20 protein-coding genes are annotated in these 19,182 nt (G+C 63.6%); 11 read left to right on the top strand and 9 right to left on the bottom strand.

Going from position 1 to position 19,182, the window contains the following annotated elements:
* Positions 1–101 precede the first annotated feature (101 nt).
* On the bottom strand, positions 102–431 hold the full coding sequence (locus tag LOL23_RS10975; protein WP_160981413.1) for an AzlD domain-containing protein: 330 nt from the start codon (positions 429–431) through the stop codon (positions 102–104).
* On the bottom strand, positions 428–1,171 hold the full coding sequence (locus LOL23_RS10970) for an AzlC family ABC transporter permease (RefSeq protein WP_160981415.1): 744 nt from the start codon (positions 1,169–1,171) through the stop codon (positions 428–430). The genes LOL23_RS10975 and LOL23_RS10970 overlap by 4 nt, the downstream gene beginning before the upstream one ends.
* 192 nt (positions 1,172–1,363) lie before the next feature.
* On the opposite strand from LOL23_RS10970, the gene LOL23_RS10965 reads away from it, so the two are divergent.
* The 4 genes from LOL23_RS10965 to LOL23_RS10950 all read left to right on the top strand — a co-directional run bounded on the left by LOL23_RS10965 (position 1,364) and on the right by LOL23_RS10950 (position 4,128).
* Positions 1,364–2,284: a branched-chain amino acid transaminase gene (locus LOL23_RS10965; protein WP_160981417.1), complete on the top strand. Its 921-nt coding sequence runs from the start codon at positions 1,364–1,366 to the stop codon at positions 2,282–2,284.
* Between the two features lie 44 nt (positions 2,285–2,328).
* On the top strand, positions 2,329–2,541 hold the full coding sequence (locus LOL23_RS10960; protein ID WP_160981419.1) for a zinc-finger domain-containing protein: 213 nt from the start codon (positions 2,329–2,331) through the stop codon (positions 2,539–2,541).
* A 61-nt stretch (positions 2,542–2,602) separates the two neighbouring features.
* Positions 2,603–3,025, top strand: coding sequence for a YybH family protein (locus tag LOL23_RS10955; protein ID WP_160981421.1), 423 nt, complete (start codon positions 2,603–2,605; stop codon positions 3,023–3,025).
* Between the two features lie 8 nt (positions 3,026–3,033).
* Positions 3,034–4,128 carry a YheT family hydrolase gene (locus LOL23_RS10950; protein ID WP_160981423.1) on the top strand — a complete coding sequence of 365 codons (1,095 nt, stop codon included), beginning with the start codon at positions 3,034–3,036 and terminating at the stop codon, positions 4,126–4,128.
* A 125-nt stretch (positions 4,129–4,253) separates the two neighbouring features.
* Here LOL23_RS10950 and LOL23_RS10945 read toward each other — a convergent pair whose 3' ends face one another.
* The 4 genes from LOL23_RS10945 to LOL23_RS10930 all read right to left on the bottom strand — a co-directional run bounded on the left by LOL23_RS10945 (position 4,254) and on the right by LOL23_RS10930 (position 7,925).
* Entirely contained in the window at positions 4,254–5,804 is a 1,551-nt protein-coding gene (locus tag LOL23_RS10945; RefSeq protein WP_237173587.1) for a M48 family metalloprotease, read from the bottom strand.
* A gap of 26 nt (positions 5,805–5,830) precedes the next feature.
* Positions 5,831–6,694, bottom strand: coding sequence for a cytochrome c oxidase assembly protein (locus tag LOL23_RS10940; protein WP_160981425.1), 864 nt, complete (start codon positions 6,692–6,694; stop codon positions 5,831–5,833).
* A 30-nt stretch (positions 6,695–6,724) separates the two neighbouring features.
* Positions 6,725–7,060 carry a hypothetical protein gene (locus LOL23_RS10935; RefSeq protein WP_160981608.1) on the bottom strand — a complete coding sequence of 112 codons (336 nt, stop codon included), beginning with the start codon at positions 7,058–7,060 and terminating at the stop codon, positions 6,725–6,727.
* A 319-nt stretch (positions 7,061–7,379) separates the two neighbouring features.
* Complete coding sequence (locus tag LOL23_RS10930) at positions 7,380–7,925, bottom strand: hypothetical protein (RefSeq protein ID WP_369414116.1); 546 nt, start codon at positions 7,923–7,925, stop codon at positions 7,380–7,382.
* A 122-nt stretch (positions 7,926–8,047) separates the two neighbouring features.
* Here LOL23_RS10930 and LOL23_RS10925 point away from each other — a divergent pair, with 122 nt between their 5' ends.
* The 6 genes from LOL23_RS10925 to ruvA all read left to right on the top strand — a co-directional run bounded on the left by LOL23_RS10925 (position 8,048) and on the right by ruvA (position 13,419).
* A complete protein-coding gene (locus LOL23_RS10925) occupies positions 8,048–9,274 on the top strand; it encodes an FAD-dependent monooxygenase (protein ID WP_237173586.1) in 1,227 nt (408 codons plus the stop codon).
* 16 nt (positions 9,275–9,290) lie between these two features.
* Positions 9,291–10,307, top strand: coding sequence for a tRNA dihydrouridine synthase DusB (gene dusB / locus LOL23_RS10920; protein ID WP_160981427.1), 1,017 nt, complete (start codon positions 9,291–9,293; stop codon positions 10,305–10,307).
* 56 nt (positions 10,308–10,363) lie between these two features.
* Positions 10,364–10,603 (top strand): helix-turn-helix domain-containing protein, encoded by a 240-nt coding sequence (locus LOL23_RS10915; RefSeq protein WP_160981429.1) that lies wholly within the window; start codon positions 10,364–10,366, stop codon positions 10,601–10,603.
* A 33-nt stretch (positions 10,604–10,636) separates the two neighbouring features.
* Positions 10,637–12,229 carry a bifunctional phosphoribosylaminoimidazolecarboxamide formyltransferase/IMP cyclohydrolase gene (gene purH / locus LOL23_RS10910; RefSeq protein WP_160981431.1) on the top strand — a complete coding sequence of 531 codons (1,593 nt, stop codon included), beginning with the start codon at positions 10,637–10,639 and terminating at the stop codon, positions 12,227–12,229.
* The gene (ruvC, locus tag LOL23_RS10905; protein WP_160981433.1) at positions 12,229–12,771 is read left to right on the top strand and encodes a crossover junction endodeoxyribonuclease RuvC; all 543 of its coding nucleotides are present in this window, start codon (positions 12,229–12,231) and stop codon (positions 12,769–12,771) included. The genes purH and ruvC overlap by 1 nt, the downstream gene beginning before the upstream one ends.
* 66 nt (positions 12,772–12,837) lie before the next feature.
* Positions 12,838–13,419: a Holliday junction branch migration protein RuvA gene (gene ruvA / locus LOL23_RS10900; RefSeq protein ID WP_160981435.1), complete on the top strand. Its 582-nt coding sequence runs from the start codon at positions 12,838–12,840 to the stop codon at positions 13,417–13,419.
* Between the two features lie 31 nt (positions 13,420–13,450).
* On the opposite strand, the gene LOL23_RS10895 is transcribed toward ruvA, so the two are convergent.
* Entirely contained in the window at positions 13,451–14,419 is a 969-nt protein-coding gene (locus LOL23_RS10895) for a threo-3-hydroxy-L-aspartate ammonia-lyase (RefSeq protein ID WP_237173585.1), read from the bottom strand.
* A gap of 345 nt (positions 14,420–14,764) precedes the next feature.
* Between LOL23_RS10895 and ruvB the strand changes: the two genes are divergently transcribed.
* Complete coding sequence (gene ruvB, locus LOL23_RS10890) at positions 14,765–15,832, top strand: Holliday junction branch migration DNA helicase RuvB (protein WP_160981439.1); 1,068 nt, start codon at positions 14,765–14,767, stop codon at positions 15,830–15,832.
* A 111-nt stretch (positions 15,833–15,943) separates the two neighbouring features.
* Here the strand turns inward: ruvB and recQ are convergent, their stop codons facing one another.
* Both recQ and LOL23_RS10880 read right to left on the bottom strand, forming a co-directional pair.
* Positions 15,944–17,767, bottom strand: coding sequence for a DNA helicase RecQ (gene recQ / locus LOL23_RS10885; RefSeq protein WP_160981441.1), 1,824 nt, complete (start codon positions 17,765–17,767; stop codon positions 15,944–15,946).
* Positions 17,768–17,875: 108 nt separating this feature from the next.
* Complete coding sequence (locus tag LOL23_RS10880; RefSeq protein ID WP_160981443.1) at positions 17,876–19,108, bottom strand: fimbria/pilus outer membrane usher protein; 1,233 nt, start codon at positions 19,106–19,108, stop codon at positions 17,876–17,878.
* Positions 19,109–19,182 lie beyond the last annotated feature (74 nt).

Below are 19,182 nucleotides of genomic sequence, written 5' to 3'. Positions count from 1 at the left end.
CCCGTCGCACACAATTCCAGCCACAAGTATCAGCATTTTGCAAGCTGGTATTGCCCCGTATTGGGGCAAGATGTCGTGAAAAGCAGACGCTGACCGCGCGTTCAGATAGGGATCAGGGCCCGCAGCACCCAGAAAGCCACCATACCGGCCACGATGACGTGCACTGCATTGCCGGTACGCAGGAAGACGAGCACAGCAACCGCAGCCGCAAGCACCTTGACATCGAACACCGGCCCCGCGCCCGCCTGCCACGGCAGCACCTCGGGCACCACGATCCCTACGAGCGCGGCGGTCGGCGCATACCGCAGGGCCTTGCGCACGCCGTCGGACAATTGAAAGTGGTCGCCCCACAAGAAATAACCCGCGCGGGTCAGGAAGCTGCACAGAACCAGGGCGGCAATGGCACCTGCAATGTATAGGGCGTCACTCATGGCTGCCGCCCCGTGCGCCGCTGCAACTGATCGGTGAACACCCCCGCCAGCACGCCGCCGACCACCGCCGCCAGCAGGCCCAGGCGCAGCGGCAGCAGTTGCCCCACCCATGCAATCGAGGCGGCAACCAGCAGACACATCAGCATAGGGCGGGTACGGACCAGCGGAATAATAATGGCGAGCAAAGCAAGTATGGCGGCAAAATCGAGCGACCACGCGGCCGGCACGAACCCGCCCGCGAATACACCAAGCAGGGAAAAGGCGTTCCAGCACAGCCAGCCCGGCACAACGATGCCCAGGTAGTACCACAGTTGGGACGCGGTGGCCTGGCCTGACGTGTCCCCGTAACGGCCCATGAACACGACGAAGGAAATATCGCTGGACACATAGCCAAGCGCCAGACGCTGCCGCCAGGAAAGATGTCGAAAATATGGCTGGAGCGCGGCGCCGAAAATCACAAAACGCAGATTGACCACCATAGCCGCCAGAAAGATCAGCCACAGCGGCGACGAAGAGGCGATCAGCGGCAAGGACGTGAGCTGGGCGGAGCCCGCGTACACCAGCAGCGTGATGACACTGGCGGCGCTTTCGCTCAGGCCCGCCTTGACCATGGCGATGCCGGTGACAAAGCCCCATACGCCGCTCGCAATGAGCGCCGCACGCACATCGGCAAACCCGGCAAGAAAACTTTGCTGCAGGGCGGCATCAGGCCACCAATTGGGATATCGAATCTGACGCAAGGGATGAACGCCTGGAAAAGATTACTTGGTAAACGCTGCCGGACGACGATTGAATGGCCCACAGGCCGGCCGCTGCGACAAAAACCCGCCGCTGCACCGCGCCTGCCCGCGGGCCATTGCGCCCGCTATTGTATGCTGCGCACGCTTGGTACAATCGCATCATCCTCATTCAGAGTTGCGCTGGAGCCCACCATGTCCATGTCCGATCGCGATGGTTTCATCTGGTTTGACGGCAAGCTCGTGCCCTGGCGCGAGGCAACCACCCACGTGCTGACGCACTCTCTGCACTATGGCCTGTCCGTCTTCGAAGGGGTGCGAGCCTATAACGGCACACTGGGCACAGCCATCTTCCGCCTGCGGGATCACACCCGACGCCTGTTCGATTCGGCCCACATCTACCAGATGCCCATTCCGTACGACCAGGAAACCATCAACCAGGCCCAACTGGAAGTCGTGCGCGCCAACAAGCTCGAGTCCTGCTACATCAGGCCGCTGGTGTTCTACGGTTCCGAAAAAATGGGCGTGTCGCCCAAGGGCGCATCGGTGCACGTCGCCATCGCCGCCTGGCCGTGGGGCGCCTACCTGGGCGAATCCGCCCTGCAGCAGGGCATACGCGTCAAAATTTCGTCCTACGCGCGCCAGCACGTCAACGTCACCATGCCGCGCGCCAAGGTCGCCAGCACGTACGCAAACTCCATCCTGGCCAATGCCGAAGCACTCGACCACGGCTACGACGAAGCCATCCTGCTCGACACCGAAGGCTTTGTGGCCGAAGGCTCAGGCGAAAACATCTTCATGGTGCGCGACGGTGTGCTGTGCGAACCCGAAATCGCCTCAGCGCTCACGGGCATCACACGCGACACCATCCACGCCATCGCGCGCAACCTCAGCATCCCGCTGCGCACCAAACGCATCACGCGCGACGACCTCTACATCGCCGACGAAGCCTTCTTCTCAGGCACCGCCGCCGAAGTCACGCCCATCCGCGACATTGACGGGCGTCAGGTCGGCAAGGGCTCGCGCGGCCCCATCACCGAAAAAATCCAGCAGGAGTTCTTTGACATCGTCAACGGCAAGAACGCCAGCTACCATCACTGGCTGACCAAGGTCTAAACCTTGCCCGCCCCTACCCGATAATTTGCAGGATCACGCCGACCATGAGCAGCGCCCCCGAAAACGCCATCCCCAAAGACGAAACCATTTACGTCGAAGCCAAAGACCTACCCGTTTACTGTCCAGGCCCGAAGGCGCCGTTATGGAGCATGCACCCACGCGTCTACATCGAAGTCGTCAAAACGGGCAAGACCAAATGCCCGTATTGCGGCGCCATCTATCAGCTCAAGGAAGGCGAGAAAGTCCTCGGCCACTAACCTGCGCCACGGCCGTGCGCAACCGCGCACGGCGCTTCTCCTCTCATCACTGCCCCCGCACATGTTTACCACGCCCCAGGAAGCTGAACAGGCCTTTTACGAAGCGCTCAGACGAGCAGATCTCACGCTGATGATGAATGTATGGGCGGACGAAGACGAGGTCGTCTGTATCCATCCCGGCGGCATGCGGGCGGTGGGGCACGACGCCATGCAGAGCGCATGGCAGCAGATTTTCGCCAATGGGCCGGTCTCCATCCTGCCGCTGCGGCCCATGATCATGACCAGCGTCATGACATCTGTGCACGTACTGCTCGAACAGCTCACCGTGCAAACCATGAACGGCGAGCACACGGCGCATTGCTACACCACCAACGTCTTCAACAAGGGGCCGTCGGGTTGGAAGATGGTGCTGCATCACGCATCGCACGCACCGCGGGAAGCAGGCCTGTTCGATTTGCAAGACTTTCCTGACACTCTGCACTAAAGGCCTACGTGACAGCGCAGACCGATTCCAGCCCCTGCCCGTGCCCTCCTTGGCTGCCCGGCAGTCATTTGCAGACCTTGTACGGCGCCTTGGTGGCCCGCTACCACCGCATTGCCTTCGTGCGCGAGCGCGTCGATACACCCGACGGCGACTTTCTCGATTTCGACTGGACGGCACCGGGCATATTTTCCGACCGCCTGGCCAATGGCAGCATGACCACGCCCGATCCGCGTCTGGCACATACGGCCGCGCGGCGCTGGATGCAGCCCGAAGACTGGGCCGCTGTGTCCTCGCTGGCGGGCACCCCAGGTCTCATTCTCTTCCACGGGCTGGAGGGCAGCAGCCGCAGCCATTACGCCCAAGCGATCGCGCAGCATTTCCGCGCGCGCGGCTGGGTGGTTGTCATCGCCCACTTCCGCAGTTGCTCCGGGTTCCCTAACCGCATGGCGCGTGCTTACTATTCCGGAGACTCCGCCGATATCGCCTATATGCTGCAGGTGGTGCGCGAACGGGTGCCGGGCGCGCGCTGGCATGCGGTGGGGGTCTCCATGGGCGGCAACGCCATGCTCAAATACATTGGCGAACAGGGCGCCGCCGCCGGCACACTTATCCATGCAGCGGCCGGCATCTCGGTGCCGCTCGACCTGGCTGCCTGCGGCCGCCACCTCTCCGAAACCCGGCTCGGCAAGTCGCTGTATTCGCATTACTTTCTGCGCAGCATGAAGGCCAAGGTCCAAGAAAAGGCCAGGCGCTTCCCCGCCAGCATCGACATGCTCCGGCTGACACACGCGCGCACGCTGCGCGAATTCGACGACGCTTACACGGCGCCCATGCATGGCTACAAGAATGCGCTCGATTACTGGACCCGGGCGGCCAGCAAGCCGCTCCTGGCCGCTATCGAGGTACCCACGCTGGTGCTGAACGCGCGCAACGATCCTTTCGTTCCCGCATCATCGCTGCCCACAGCGCAAGAATGCTCGACGCGCGTGCTGCTGCATCAGCCTTCCGACGGCGGGCATGCGGGGTTTGTAACGGGCGGATTCCCTGGCAACCTCGGTTGGCTGCCGGCGCGCCTGGCGCGCTATTTCGATAGCCGCAGCTGACTCAGGGGCCAACACCGCGGCCCTCATCAGCCTTCGCTGCAGCCGCCTTTGCGGTCGCAACCCGGGCCGACACTCAGCCACACCCCAAACCGTTGCCAAAGCCAGTTCCGAGGGCAGCCCCGTACCTAGCTCTTCTTGAAGCGCTCCAGCAGCACCCGGTCGGACTCCAGCTTTTCTTTCAATGTGCGGATGCGCACGTCGAGTTCCGACTGCGCATAGAAATCATTGGTCATGCCACGCGCCTGGGTAAGCTGCTCGACCGCCGTGGGCAGCGCCCCTGTCAGCTCGTAATATGTCGCCATGCTCTTGCGGGCCTCGACCTTGCGCCCGAGGCGCTCCTGCCCTTGGGCCCGCAGTTGATATAGCCGCGCCATGTCGGGCCAGCGCCGAGTGAGTTCGTCCAGCACCTGCAGCGCCTGCATGTCGCGGCCCGTTTTCTGCAGGGATTCGACCCTGGCCAGCGCAATACCCTGGCTGTCTGGCCACTTGCGCCACGCCTCGGCGGCCAAGGCATCAGCCTGGGCCGTATCACCCTGCGCAGCTGCCAGCTCGATAGCCAAGCTGGCAATCTGGGACGAAGCATGCCCGCCAGCCCGAGCCTTGCCCAGGGCGTCCGCCGCCTGGGTATAGTCGCGTTTCTGCCAAGCCGCGTAAGCCAGGCCGTACCATGCGGCGCCTTGCTGTGCGCCGGAAGCCTGGCTAGCCTCACGCCTAAGCGCTTCGAGCGCACCGCGCTGCGACGCGCCCGAACCTGCCTGTAGAACCCGCATCTTGGCCCGCACATACCAGAAGCCATCGCTGCTGCTGCCCCCTCCTGCGCCAGCGGTGCGAGACAACCGGGACTGAATGTCGGACAGTCGCTGGAGGGACAGCGGGTGGGTGCTGGCATAGCCCCCACCCCGTCCTTCGTTCAGGCGAGCAGCATTGTTCAACCGTTCGAACATGCGTACCATGCCATGCGCATCGTAGCCCGCCTTGGTCATCATCTCGAAGCCCGCGCGATCGGCTTCCTGTTCGGCCTGCCGCGAAAACCCCAGTTGGCGATCGACCGCAGCCGCTTGGCCGAATGCGGCCACGCCCATGGCCAGGTCGCCGCTGCCCGACAAGGCAGCCAGCAGCGCCCCGGCAATCGCCGCAACCATCGCATGGTTGGTTTGGTTCTGCTGTGTCATGCCGCGCGCAATATGGCGCTGCGCGACGTGGCTGATTTCGTGCGCTACGACCGAGGCAAGCTCGGATTCCGATTCAGCCTGTACCACCAGCCCGGTATTCACCCCGATATACCCGCCCGGCATGGCAAAAGCGTTGATTTGCGGATCCTTGACGGCAAATACCGTAATCTGCTGCGAAAGGGCGGTTGGAGAATAGGCAGCCAGCTTGCGGCCAAGGCTGGTCAGGTACTGGTTGACGTCGGCATCCGACACGTAGGTGGGATCGCGCCTGCCCTGCTCCATGATGGCATCACCCAGGGTGCGCTCCAGCGATGGGGAGAGCTCGGCCCCTGAGGCGGGGCCCATACTTGGCAGGCCAACCGGCTGCGCCACGGCTGAGGGCGACCCACTCACCGCGAACACCACTGCAAGGGCCAAGACAGCAGGCCGGACTGAGCCGGCCAGCGACTCAACGATGCGCGCCGACGACCGCACAGCCAGCAAGCCAAGTGGGAGTGTAATCATGACGTGCCGTACCCCGCCCGTGATGCTCAGGAAATGGGTGCAATCACGCCGCCGCGCGCGCCCCTGGGGCTGCGCCCGGCAGGCAGGCGATTTTTTGCCGATAGCCGCATCAGCGTGGACAAGGCGTACAGCAGGCCGAATACTTCGACAAAGCCAGCCAGTACCCACATGGTGAGGCCGCCGATAGCCTGATCGGTGACTGCGGACATGCCGGGTATGGCACGGCCGCAAAGGTCAAAGATAGGGTAAAGGTCGTGTTCGGTGAAGGTGATAATGGCGCCGACAATCATCTGAGGCACCATAGTAACGATGGGCGAAATCACGCGCCCTCCTGGCGACAGCGCAGCAGGCGGGCTCGGACGGCGATCGAGGATCAGATTCCAGTACATGAAACCGCTGATGACGACAGACCAGTTCATGAAACGGTACAGGCGCCAATCAAGCATGGAGTAGAACTGCACTGTGGGCAATAAAAAGCCCACCACCAGAATCACGAATAGAAACGGAACCAGAAACCGGTTGGTTAGCACGGCTTCGACGGCGCGGCCGGTGGTGGTGGCCCGGAAGTCGCGCAGGCGTATACGCCACGACATGGGCAACCCCGCACGCATGACCTGCCCCGGATAAGCGCCCATGATGAGCAGGGGCCCGAGGTGGTGCAGCACCAAGTGCTGCACCCGGTGGATAAAGAACATGCGCTCGGCGTAGTAGTCGAGGTGGGTGTGCAGCGACAGATACAGGATGACCATACCCGCCCAGAACAAGCCCTGCCGGATTTTGCCGACCCGATGCACCCGAACGCCCCGCACGAACAGCCAGCTACCGAAAAAAAACATCAGCAGCAGCGTGGGGGAAAACTCCCAGGGCTTGAGCCAGTCAATTAAATCCATGAAGGAAAATCCGGTGAGCGCCAATGCGCCCTAGTTTACTGCACACAGGCTCCGGTCACCCCAATGCACCTGCTGCACACCGGGAAACGCCCGCAGTTGGCGGGCTTGAGACATCAACACACCGCGCTTGTCAGGCGGACAATCTACCGTGACACAAGCGCGCGCCATGTCGTGTTGCCGGGCGTTGTCGACCCGCAAGCCCGACACACGCAGGCCGGCAGCCTCGAAATCCAAGTAGATCTGCCGGCGCACGTCAGCCATCAGATGACGCGGACAGACAACAGTAAACCGGGATACCGGGTTGGGGACGCGCGCGGGAGCCGGACGCACACCGACGCGACGCATAAACAGATCGAAGAAACGCATGACGCCCTCCATGAATTGAACACGCCGCATGCACGGCGCCGAATCCGCCACACACAGGGATAGGCGGATTCAGAACAATGGAATGGCGGGAGTTCGAATACAGGAGAGTATTCTTGGAACTACCACGCCCACTGGTACCAGGGGCGCGGCCGGGGAGCTGCCTTAAGCGGAGGCGCGCCTGGAGATTACAAAGCCGACGTAAGATCGACTACTATCGCCGGGGTCGGAATTCACCACGGAGCTCCTTTAGTTATGAACACGCGCGTATTGTAACTGGCAGATCTGTCAGGGACAACCCTTATGTCGCAATTTTGCAGCCCTAAAGCTTGAGGCCTTCCAGCCAGCCCATTTCGGTATAGGCGTGGATGACGATCAGGGCGATGCCGAACATGAGCACCATAGCGCCTACGAAAGTGGAAAATATCGCCACCAGCACCGCGTCCCAGCCGGTGCGGTTGTGACGGGCGGAGCCGGGGTTGTAACGGGCATCGAACCACTCATCGGGCTTGAGCGCCAGAACGAGCGACTCAATGAAGCCGGCAGAGATGGGAATAATGAGCAGCAGAAATGGGGGGCTATCCCACCAAACGGGATAGAAACGCGAAAATACCAGCATCAGCGCCCCAGCCAACGTGGCTGCCCAGGCATGGCGCCGGCCCAGATACCACCAATGCAGGCTGAACACCCCAAAAAGGGCCGCCAACCATGCGGCGGCAACCTTGCCGCGAAAAGGCGGACGCCCGCCAGCGGTATCGGACCAGGCCTTGAGAGCAGGCCCGGCTGGCTGGCCGTTCGCAGGCGCATCTTCTTCAGTGTCGCCGACGAGGTCAGAGGGGCCGTCGTCTCGCAATGGGGGCTGATTCATGCAAACCTCTGGGAAAATCGGCGCGGCTGCGCGCCGGTCGTCTTAAAATCAGGCATTGTAGACAACCACAGGCCGCCCGACAGCCCTTTATGGCGCTGGCGACAGCCGGATGCACGATCCCCATGCCCACGTACGATATTGCCATCAGCGGCGCCGGCCCGGTCGGCTGCACACTTGCCCTATTACTGGCCCGCCGCGCCCCCCACCCCGAGCGCATCCTGGTGCTGGGGCGCGGGCTGGCGTCAAATACCGCGCAGCGCCCGCCCGTACCATCCGGTAAGGCCATTCCCCCGGCGTTCCAGGATCCAGGTAGCGTAAACGCACCCAAGGCGGCCAGCAATGCGCGCGCAGGCAATACCCAACGTAACGTTTCCAGTGGGCCACAGTTCGCGCCGGATCCGCGTACCTTGGCGCTCAACCAGGGTAGCCGCGCATTGCTGGACCAACTCGGCGCCGCACCCGCCAACGCCTCAGATATCCTGACGGTGCACGTCTCCCAACAAGGCCGGCTGGGCCGAACGCTAATCCAGCACAAGGAGCTGGGTGTGCCCCGGCTGGGATGTGTGGCGGGGTATGACGCTGTCGTGGCAGCCCTTCGTGCCGCCCTGGGGCGCAGCGGTGTCACCCTGTCCGACGAAGACACCGCACCTGAAGCAATCGTCACGGTGCGCTCGGACGGCGCGCGGCCCAGGGGGCTCGAGCGCGAATATGGCCAGCACGCCTTGTTGGCCACAGTCAGGGCCGCGCGCCCGCAGGCGGGCTGGGCATTCGAACGTTTTACCCGGCATGGGCCTTTGGCTCTGTTGCCGCACCCCGCTGGCCCGGGTATCTACAGCCTGGTCTGGTGCAACCCGCCAGAACTGGCGGAGCAACTGCGGCAACTGTCACAAGCCGAATTCGAGCAGCGCCTGCACGACGCCTTCGGCGACCGCATGGGTGCGCTATCCAACCTGGGCGAGCGGCACGTGTTCCCCCTAAGCCTGCATGCCGGCCCGACACTGAACGGCGCCCGCAGTGTTGCCATCGGAAACGCCGCGCAAACCCTGCACCCGGTGGCTGGCCAGGGGCTCAACCTGGGCTTGCGGGACGCCGCGCAACTGGCCATTGCCTTGCGGCCGTGGATGGCACAGCCCAGCATCGACCCGGCGCCGCTGCTGGCCGAATTCGCCACCCGCCGTCGGCCCGACCGCTGGCTGACGATGGCTGTTACAGACTTCCTGCCCCGCATCTTTGCGACGGGCAACCCGCTGGTGGAGCACGCGGCGGGCCTGGCGCTGCTGGGCATGGATGTCATCCCTGCCCTGCGCACACCGCTCGCCCGCCACCTGCTGCAAGGCCTGCGCGCATAAAGGTTAAAATCGTCCGATGCGCATCGGCTCCTGGTCTTTTTCCAACCCCGTCTTTGTGGCACCCATGGCGGGCGTCACTGATCGCCCCTACCGCAAGCTTTGCAAGGCACTGGGGGCGGGCTATGCCGTGTCCGAAATGGCAGCCAGCAACCCGCGCCTGTGGGATAGCGTCAAGACCTCACGCCGCCTGAACCACGATGGCGAGATCGACCCGATCGCCGTGCAGATCGCCGGGTCAGACCCGTCCATGATGGCCGAGGCCGCCGTATTCAACATTGGCAAGGGGGCCCGCATCATTGACATCAATATGGGGTGTCCGGTCAAAAAGGTCTGTAACGTGGCTTCCGGCTCCGCCCTTCTGCGCGATGAAAAACGCGTGGCCGACATCCTGCGCGCCGTCGTCCAGGCCTGCCGCCCGTTGGGCGTACCTGTTACCCTCAAAACCCGCACCGGCTGGGACCACAACACGCGCAACGCCGTACACATCGGCCTGATGGCGCAAGACATCGGCATCGCTGCCCTCATCCTACACGGCCGCACCCGTTGCGACTTGTACCAGGGCGTCGCCGAATACGACACCCTGCGGGAGGTGAAACGGGCGCTTGATATCCCGGTGGTTGCCAATGGAGACATCGACAGCCCCGAGAAAGCCCGTTTTGTACTAGACTACACAGGCGCCGATGCCATCATGATCGGGCGCGCGGCGCAGGGCAGGCCCTGGATCTTTCGCGAGATCAACCATTACCTGTCCACCGGCACCCATCTACCGCCCCCCACATATGGCGAGTTGCGCGACTGCCTGCTGGACCACCTCGAAGACCACTATCAGTTCTACGGCGAATTCACTGGTGTACGATCCGCGCGCAAGCATATTGGCTGGTATCTGGCTGATATTCCGCAAGCAAGAGAATTCCTGCCGCGCATCAACCAGATCGACACAACGCATGCGCAGTCCCGGGCCATCGAGGAATGGTTCGGCCGCCAGCCGCTCGACCAGCCGATCACGGCGGCCACCCCTGCATTGCCCCACTGATTCAATAAAACAAACTCAATAAAACAAACACATAACGTCCTCAACCGCCAAGAATCATGAGTACTCCCAACCCGCTTGAACAATCCGTCCGCGATCAACTTGAACGCTACCTGGCCGATCTGGGCGAATCCGAACCGCGCGACATGCTGGCTATGGTCGTGAATTGCGTCGAGCGTCCGGTGCTGCAGATCGCGCTGGAACAATCCCGCGGCAACCAATCCAAGGCCGCCGAAATGCTCGGCATAACCCGCAGCACGCTGCGCAAGAAGCTGCTTGCCCATAACCTGCAACCCTGATTTTTTACATACCCATTCTACGTTTCCCTGCCCATGAAAATCCAGACTGCCCTGATTTCGGTTTCCGACAAAACCGGCATCGTCGAATTCGCCCAGGCCTTGGCGCAACGCGGCGTGCGCCTGCTCTCGACTGGCGGCACCGCCAAATTGCTGGCTCAGGCCGGCCTGCAGGTTACTGAAGTAGCCGCGCACACCGGTTCGCCAGAGATTCTCGACGGCCGCGTCAAGACGCTACACCCGAAAATCCACGGCGGCCTGTTGGCGCGCCGCGACAGCGCCGAGCATATGCGCACCATCGAAGAACACGGCATCGACCGCATCGACTTGCTGGTGGTCAACCTGTACCCCTTTCGCGAAACCATTGCCAAACCCGGCTGCACCTTTGCTGACGCGGTCGAAAACATCGATATCGGCGGCCCGGCAATGCTGCGCGCGGCCGCCAAGAACCACGGCACAGCCGAGGGTGGCGTTGCGGTGGTGATCGATCCGGCCGATTACCGCCGCGTACTGGCCGATATCGACGGCCCGGCGGGCATGCCCTCATATGCACTGCGCCTGGAACTGGCGGCAAAAACCTATGCCCACACCGCAGCTTACGACGGCGCCATCGCCACCTACCTCACCAGCCTCATCGAAGCCGAGCCAGCACAAGAAGCCGAGCCAGCACGCGAAGCCTGGCCGCGCGTGCTCACCATCCAAGCCACCCGGCAGCAGGCTTTGCGTTATGGCGAAAACCCGCACCAGGGCGCGGCCTTTTATGTCGACCAACCGGTGCGCCCCGGCCTGCTGGGCAGCTACCGCCAGTTGCAGGGCAAAGAACTCTCCTACAACAACATTGCCGACGCTGATGCCGCATGGGAGTGCGTACGCAGCTTCCAGGAAAGCGCCTGCGTGATCGTCAAGCACGCCAACCCCTGCGGCGTCGCTGTGGCAGAATCCCCCCTGGCGGCCTACCAAAAGGCTTTCAAGACCGACCCCACCTCCGCCTTCGGCGGCATCATCGCCTTCAACCGCCCGGTGGACGCCGCCGCGGCCGAGGCCATCAGCAAGCAGTTCGTTGAAGTGTTGCTGGCCCCGGGCTACTCGTCCGAGGCGCTGGCTATCTTTGCCGCCAAGAAGAACGTCCGCGTGCTGGAGATCCCCCAGGGCGACGCCCAGAACGCCTTTGACGTCAAGCGTGTAGGCGGCGGATGGCTGATACAGGATCCAGATGCGCACCTGCTGGCCGACAGCGAATTCAAGGTGGTCACCGATCTTGCCCCCACCGCCGAACAGATGCGCGACCTGCGCTTTGCCTGGAAGGTGGCCAAGTATGTCAAATCCAATGCCATCGTGTTCTGCGGCGACGGCATGACGCTGGGGGTGGGCGCAGGCCAGATGAGCCGCGTCGACTCGGCCCGCATCGCCTCCATCAAGGCCGAGAACGCGGGCCTGACGCTGGCCGGTTCGGCCGTGGCATCCGACGCCTTCTTTCCCTTCCGCGACGGGCTCGACGTGGTGGTGGACGCTGGTGCACGCTGCGTCATCCAGCCAGGCGGCAGCATCCGCGACGACGAGGTGATCGCAGCAGCCAACGAGCGTGGCGTCGCCATGGTGTTCACGGGCATGCGCCACTTCCGCCACTAATGCGTATCCTGGGCATCGATCCCGGCCTGCGCCGGACCGGCTTTGGCGTCATCGATGTCCAGGGCACTCGCCTGCGCTATGTCAGCAGCGGCACCATTGTGGTGCCGCCCGACCAGCCATTGGCCGGGCGTCTGAAGATCATTCTCGACAACATCCGCGAAGTCGTACAAAACACCCGGCCAACCGTGGCCGCGCTGGAAAAGGTGTTCGTCAACGCCAACCCCACCTCCACCCTGCTGCTGGGCCAGGCACGCGGCGCGGCACTGTGCGCGCTCGCCGACAGTCTGCTCGACGTGCATGAGTACACGGCGCTGCAGATCAAGAAGTCGGTGGTGGGCAATGGGCACGCCGCCAAGGAGCAGGTGCAGGCTATGGTGCGGCACCTTCTGTCGCTGGACGGCACGCCAGCGCCAGACTCGGCCGACGCCCTGGCCTGCGCCATCTGCCACGCCCATTTCGCGCCGCTGTCCGACCGCCTGCGGCAAACGGGCCAGTTGGCCGGCTCTCAAGGGCGCGTGCGTAACGGGCGGCTGACGAGCTAACCCGCAAGATGGCCGAACATCGCACCCTGATTCTTCCGAACTGATTCCGCCAACAGGATCCGCCCCATGATTGGACGCATTACTGGAACATTGCTCGAAAAAACACCGCCGGTCGTCTGCATAGACGTGGGCGGCGTGGGCTATGAAATCGACGTGCCCATGAGCACGCTGTACGATCTGCCCGAGACGGGCGGTCGCGTCACCCTGTACACCCATCTTGCGGTGCGGGAAGACGCCCATACTTTGTATGGCTTTTTGTCGAACAAAGAACGCAGCGCATTTCGCGCACTGATCAAGGTCACCGGCATCGGCGCCCGCACCGCGCTGGCCGTGCTGTCGGGGATGTCGGTAGACGAGCTGGCCGTCGCCATCACCGAGCAGGAAACCGGCCGCCTGACGCGCGTGCCCGGCATCGGCAAAAAAACCGCCGAACGCCTGCTGCTCGAATTGCGCGGCAAGCTGGGCGCAGACCTGCCCAGCACACCGGGTACCAGTGTCGGCAGCGGCCGCGACGACATCCTCAATGCCTTGCTGGCGCTGGGCTATTCTGCCAGCGAATCGCAGGCGGCGCTCAAAAAGGTGCCAGAAGGCACCGGCGTGTCAGATGGGATACGCCTGGCGTTGAAATCCCTTTCACGCGTGGGCTGAACCCTGCGGCACCGTGGCCTTTCCGAAGCCCTCAATCGGCCTGCAAAAAGCGGGCGTACGTCGCCAAGTCCATATTGCCGCCGCTGAGCACCACACCCACGCGCAGGCCCTTGAGCGGGATGGCACTGTCCATGACAGCAGCCGCGCCCAGGCAGCCGGTGGGTTCAACCACGATTTTCATGCGCTCGGCAAAAAACCGCATGGCCTTGACCAACTGCGCGTCCTGCACCGTCAGGATATCGCGGGCGTGGCTGCGGATGATGGGGAACGTAATCTTGCCCAGCGCCTGTGTCAGCGCGCCATCGGCGATCGAATCCGGCGGGCCGATACGCACGACGCTGCCGCTGCGGAACGACTGCTGGCCGTCCGAGCCCGCTTCGGGCTCGACGCCATAAACGGCGCAATCGGGGCTGATGGCATGGGCGGACAGCAAGGAGCCCGACAGCAGCCCGCCGCCGCCCAGGGGCGTAAGCAGCACATCAAGCCCACCCACGTCTTCGAGCAATTCTTTCACTGCCGTGCCCTGCCCGGCAATCACGTCCGGGTGATCGAAGGGCGGGATCAATGCGCGCCCTTCCTTTTCCACCAGCGCGCGAGCAACCGCCTCCCGGTCTTCAGTGGCACGGTCGTATTCAACCACGGTGGCGCCATAGCCCTGGGTAGCCTGCTTCTTGGCGCGCGGCGCGTCGGACGGCATCACAATGGTGGCGGATACCCCCAGCAGCCGCGCGGCCAGCGCCACCGCCTGGGCGTGATTGCCCGATGAAAACGCCACCACGCCCGCACGCCGCTGCTCGGGCGTCAGGTTGAACACGGCGTTATAGCCACCACGAAATTTGAACGCGCCCATGCGCTGCAGGTTTTCGCACTTGAAGAACACCTGGGCGCCCAAGCGCTCATCCAGCGTGCGGGATGTCATCACCGGCGTGCGGTGCGCCACCCCTTCCAGCCGCTCCGCGGCACGGGCAACATCGTCGTAGGTGGGCAGAGTACTGGGCATGGGAAGGCGTCCTTCGCGAGAGAGGTGGAAAGCATGACGGGATTATCCGATTATGCAACATCCGCGGCGGAATCCTCCGAATCGCCACAATGCATGCGTACCTCACACCTTTCGTCAGCGCGGCCACGACCGCAGTTGGTAGAGGCTGCACGCTGGCGCAGGTGCATGGTGGACGCACGACTTGGGCTGACCGTCCAATCGAAGGCTTTACGCTGGTGTGGGTGCAAGCCAGCGCGGCTTGAGTTACCATCACACTGTAAATTTATTCAGCATCACGCACACCCGGTGCACGCGCACTTTGCCCCATGTGGCATGCCGCGCCGCAGCCGTCCCGTCCTGTACACCATGGCCATACACTCTGATTCGCTGTCTAGCACGCCCGCGCCGGAACGCATCGTCGCACCGCAGAGCGCGTCGCCCAACGAAGCGTCCATCGAACGCGCGCTACGGCCCCGCGAACTCAGCGACTATGTCGGCCAGCAGCGGGTGCGCGACCAACTACAAATCTTCATCCAGGCCGCGCGTCAACGCCAAGAGGCACTGGACCACGTGCTGCTGTTCGGCCCGCCCGGCTTGGGCAAAACCACACTCGCTCACATCATCGCCCACGAAATGGGCGTGCAACTGCGCCAAACGTCCGGCCCCGTGCTCGAACGCCCGGGCGACCTGGCCGCCCTACTCACCAACCTCGAGCGCAACGATGTCCTGTTCATCGACGAAATCCATCGTCTGTCGCCTGTCGTCGAAGAAATCCTCTACCCCGCGCTTGAAGACTTCCAGATCGACATCATGATCGGCGAAGGGCCTGCCGCGCGCAGCGTCAAGCTCGACCTGCAACCTTTTACGCTGGTAGGCGCCACCACGCGGGCCGGTATGCTCACTAATCCGCTGCGCGATCGTTTCGGCATTGTTTCGCGGCTCGAGTTCTACAACGCACAAGATCTCACCCACATTGTCTCGCGCAGCGCGGGGCTGCTGAACGCCGGCATCACGCCCGACGGTGCGGCCGAGATCGCACGCCGGGCACGCGGCACGCCGCGCATCGCTAATCGCCTGCTGCGGCGCGTGCGCGACTATGCCGAAGTCAAGGCTGGCGGCCGCGTGGACGTCGACGTGGCCAACGCCGCACTCGCCATGCTGGAAGTTGACCCGCAAGGGCTGGATCTCATGGACCGCAAGCTGCTCGAAGCCATCATCCATAAGTTCGATGGCGGGCCCGTGGGCGTGGACAGCCTGGCCGCCGCCATCGGCGAAGAGCGCGACACCATCGAAGACGTAATCGAACCCTACCTGATCCAGCACGGCTATCTGCAGCGTACGCCGCGCGGCCGCATGGCCACGCAAACCACGTGGCGCCACTTAGGCCTCGCGCCGCCGGCGTCGTCGGGCAATACGCCAGATCTGTTCACCTAGCATCCGCCCCCAGCAGGCGCGCGGCACCGCGTCCGCCTCAACCACGCATGGCGTGGCGCCCGTTTTTCCGCCACATCACCGCACCTCGCCCGAAGGCACCATCAACGTGCGCTAAACACCGTTACGCACGCAGCGCAGGAGATCTTCGCCGTAGGCATCGAGCTTGCGCGCACCCACGCCGCTGATGCCCGCCAGGTCGTTCAACGAGCCGGGCTGGGCCACAGCAATTTCGCGAAGGGTGGCATCGTGGAAAATGACGTAGGCGGGCACGCCGTGCCCTTTGGCAACCTCGGCACGCCAGGCGCGCAGGGCCTCAAAGCGCAACTGTGCTTCGCCCGGCAATGCGGCCGGCGCCTCTTTGCCGCGCGCCGACGCCGACCGCCCGCCACGCGCTTTCTTTTCGGCTTCGCGGCGAAACATCAGCCGCTGCTCGCCCTTGAGCACCGATCGGCTTCCTTCGGTAAGCGCGAGCGTGCCATATCCCTCGCCGTCGACCGCCAGCAGGCTTTGCGCAAGCAATTGCCGCAACACGCCTCGCCAGGCATTTTCGGACAAATCCTCGCCAATACCGAAGACGCTGAGCGTGTCGTGACCGTATTCTTTGATGCGGTCGGTCGACTTGCCACGCAGGATATCGATCAAGTGTGCGGCGCCGAAGCGCTGGCCGCGCTCACGCCACAGCCGGTACACGGCCGACATGATTTTTTGCGCCGCCACTGTGCCATCCCAGGCCTGGGGCGGCTCCAGGCAGGTGTCGCAATTGCCGCAGGGTTCAATCGACTGGCCGAAATATGCCAGCAGCCGCTGACGCCGGCAGGAGACGGTTTCACACAGCCCAAGCATGGCGTCCAAATGCGACGCCAGACGCCGGCGAAACACCTCGTCGCCCTCCGACTGGTCGATCATGCGGCGCTGCTGCACCACATCCTGCAGGCCGTAGGCCAGCCATGCCGTAGCGGGCTGGCCATCGCGCCCCGCCCGGCCGGTTTCCTGATAGTAGCCTTCCACCGACTTGGGCAGATCAATATGGGCAACAAAACGCACATCGGGTTTATTGACCCCCATGCCGAAGGCAATGGTGGCCACCATCACCATCCCCTCTTCGCGCAGGAAACATGCCTGGTTGCGGGTGCGCACCGCCACATCCAACCCGGCGTGATAGGGCAGCGCCGGTATGCCGTGCTGGGTGAGGAAATCGGCGGTTTCCTCGACCCGCGCGCGCGACAAGCAATACACGATGCCGCAGTCGCCCGCGTGCTCGGCCTGGATGAAGGCCAGCAGTTGCTTGCGCACTTCATTTTTCTCGATGATGCGGTAGCGGATGTTGGGCCGGTCGAAGCTGGCCACGAAATGCGGCGCAGCGTTGAGCATGAGCCTTTCAGCAATCTCGCGCCGGGTGGCCGCAGTGGCCGTTGCCGTCAGGGCGATACGGGGCACCTCGGGCCAACGCTCGTGCAGCACCGAAAGGCCCAGGTACTCGGGGCGAAAATCGTGGCCCCACTGCGACACACAGTGCGCCTCGTCGATGGCGAACAAAGCAATGCGCCCCTGCGACAAAAGCTCCATGCAGCGGTCTGTGAGCAGGCGCTCAGGCGCAACGTACAGCAGATCGAGTTCGCCCGCCATATACGCCCGCTCGACCTCGCGTGCGGCGCGCCAGTCTTGCGACGAGTTCAGGTAAGCCGCCCGCACGCCCAGCTCCTGCAGCGCATCGACCTGATCCTGCATTAACGCGATCAGCGGCGAGATGACGATGCCCGTTCCGGGGCGCACCAACGCCGGGATCTGGTAGCACAGCGACTTGCCGCCGCCGGTGGGCATGAGCACCAGCGCATCCCCACCCTCCACGACATGATCGATAATGGCCTGTTGGTCACCACGGAAGGAATCGTAGCCGAAGACATGCTGTAGGGTTTCCAGTGAGGTGGCGGTCATGCGGAGTGTGCGGAAAACAGGAAGGGGTTGAGTAAAAAAACCGGAGGGTTTAGGCTGGGCAATGGGGCTGTTTAAACCGATTCGGTTGATCGTGCCGGGGATACGTAATCAAAAAACAGGAACAGAAAAACGGATGCTTACATCGTAGTTGCCGCCTGATGGCTCGGTGCGCGCCTGCAGCCCGATGCGCAGATTGGGGCTGTACCAGAACTGCTGGGTATAGCCGAAGCGCTCTCGCAGATCGCCTGAAGCGAGCATGGTGCGTTCATAGCTGCCGGTGACGTCGCCCCAGCCCTGTACAGGTACGGTGGCGGACCACTGCTGGCGGCTGGCGGACCCCTGCGCCGCCCCCGTTTCGTATGAGGACAGGTCGCTGAACCCGGCCGTAGTGGCTTCGCCCAGCCAGCTCAGGGCGATATCGTCCAGCACATTGACAGAATACCCCGCCTGGTAGCGCCAGCCCTGATACAGACTGCCGCTGGCCCGCGCCACGCCGGCCGTCCATGCGCCCCATTCGGTACGCAGCGTACCCCCTGTGCCGGTGGAAAGCAGTTGAGGCGCCGCCTCGATTTGCGTTTCGAGCGAAAGCGAAGCACTGACATCATAGCCCAGCAGGGCATAACCCGCCTGCGAGCCGAAAGCCAGATCGCCCGATTGCCGGCCTGGCGCAGTGTCGATGGCCCCCAGCGCCACTGAATAGCGCCACGTATCCGCAGCGCCCGGCGCGGCCCGCTCGCTGACACGCACGCCGCCCAGCGTTGCATTGCGCGCCCACTGCGGGTCGCCGATGGACTGGCTGCCCACGGAGATCAGCGTGCCGCCTTCGGTTGTCATGGACCAATTGCGCGCGCCGGTCGTCCAGGGCAGCGTACGCGGCACCGCCCGCCCGTCGTTGAGCCTGGCTCTCACCCCACGCAGCCCGGGAGACGATCTCGACAATGGCTGTACCGGCCTCGGTTTAGCGATATACGCCCAGGTGTAACGATCCGGGATGACGGCCGGGCCAGTACGGGGCGGCGCGGTATAAGGCTCCGCCCCCGCCAGCGGCAAACCAGGTGCGGAGGCGCCATAGCTGGCACCATCATCCTGCGCCAGCGCCTGTTCAATTGGATCGGACGATCGCGAACCCACATCCAGCGGCAGGGGCGGCAAGGCGCGCACTGTGACCATGTCGGTCGGCGCCACCGGGTACGTCGTGGCGTTGGCCCAGCTGTGCCAGCCCTGATTACCGCTTGGGCTGCCTTCACCCGGCAGCGGTTGCGCCCGTATGTCGCCCGCCTGGCCGGTGAGGGCCAGCGCAACACAACCGACGAACCAAGAACCCAAGCTGCGCACAAACATAAAAAACCTGACAATGCGAAATGCGAAATGCGTATCGGGAAATGCGTGCTGCCAAGTGTATATTGCCTGCTACG

The sequence above is a fragment of the Paracandidimonas lactea genome (assembly GCF_021653995.1).
GTDB lineage: Bacteria > Pseudomonadota > Gammaproteobacteria > Burkholderiales > Burkholderiaceae_B > Allopusillimonas > Allopusillimonas lactea.
Note: the sequence above shows the minus strand (reverse complement) of the source record. Positions and strands in the feature narration are given on the sequence as shown.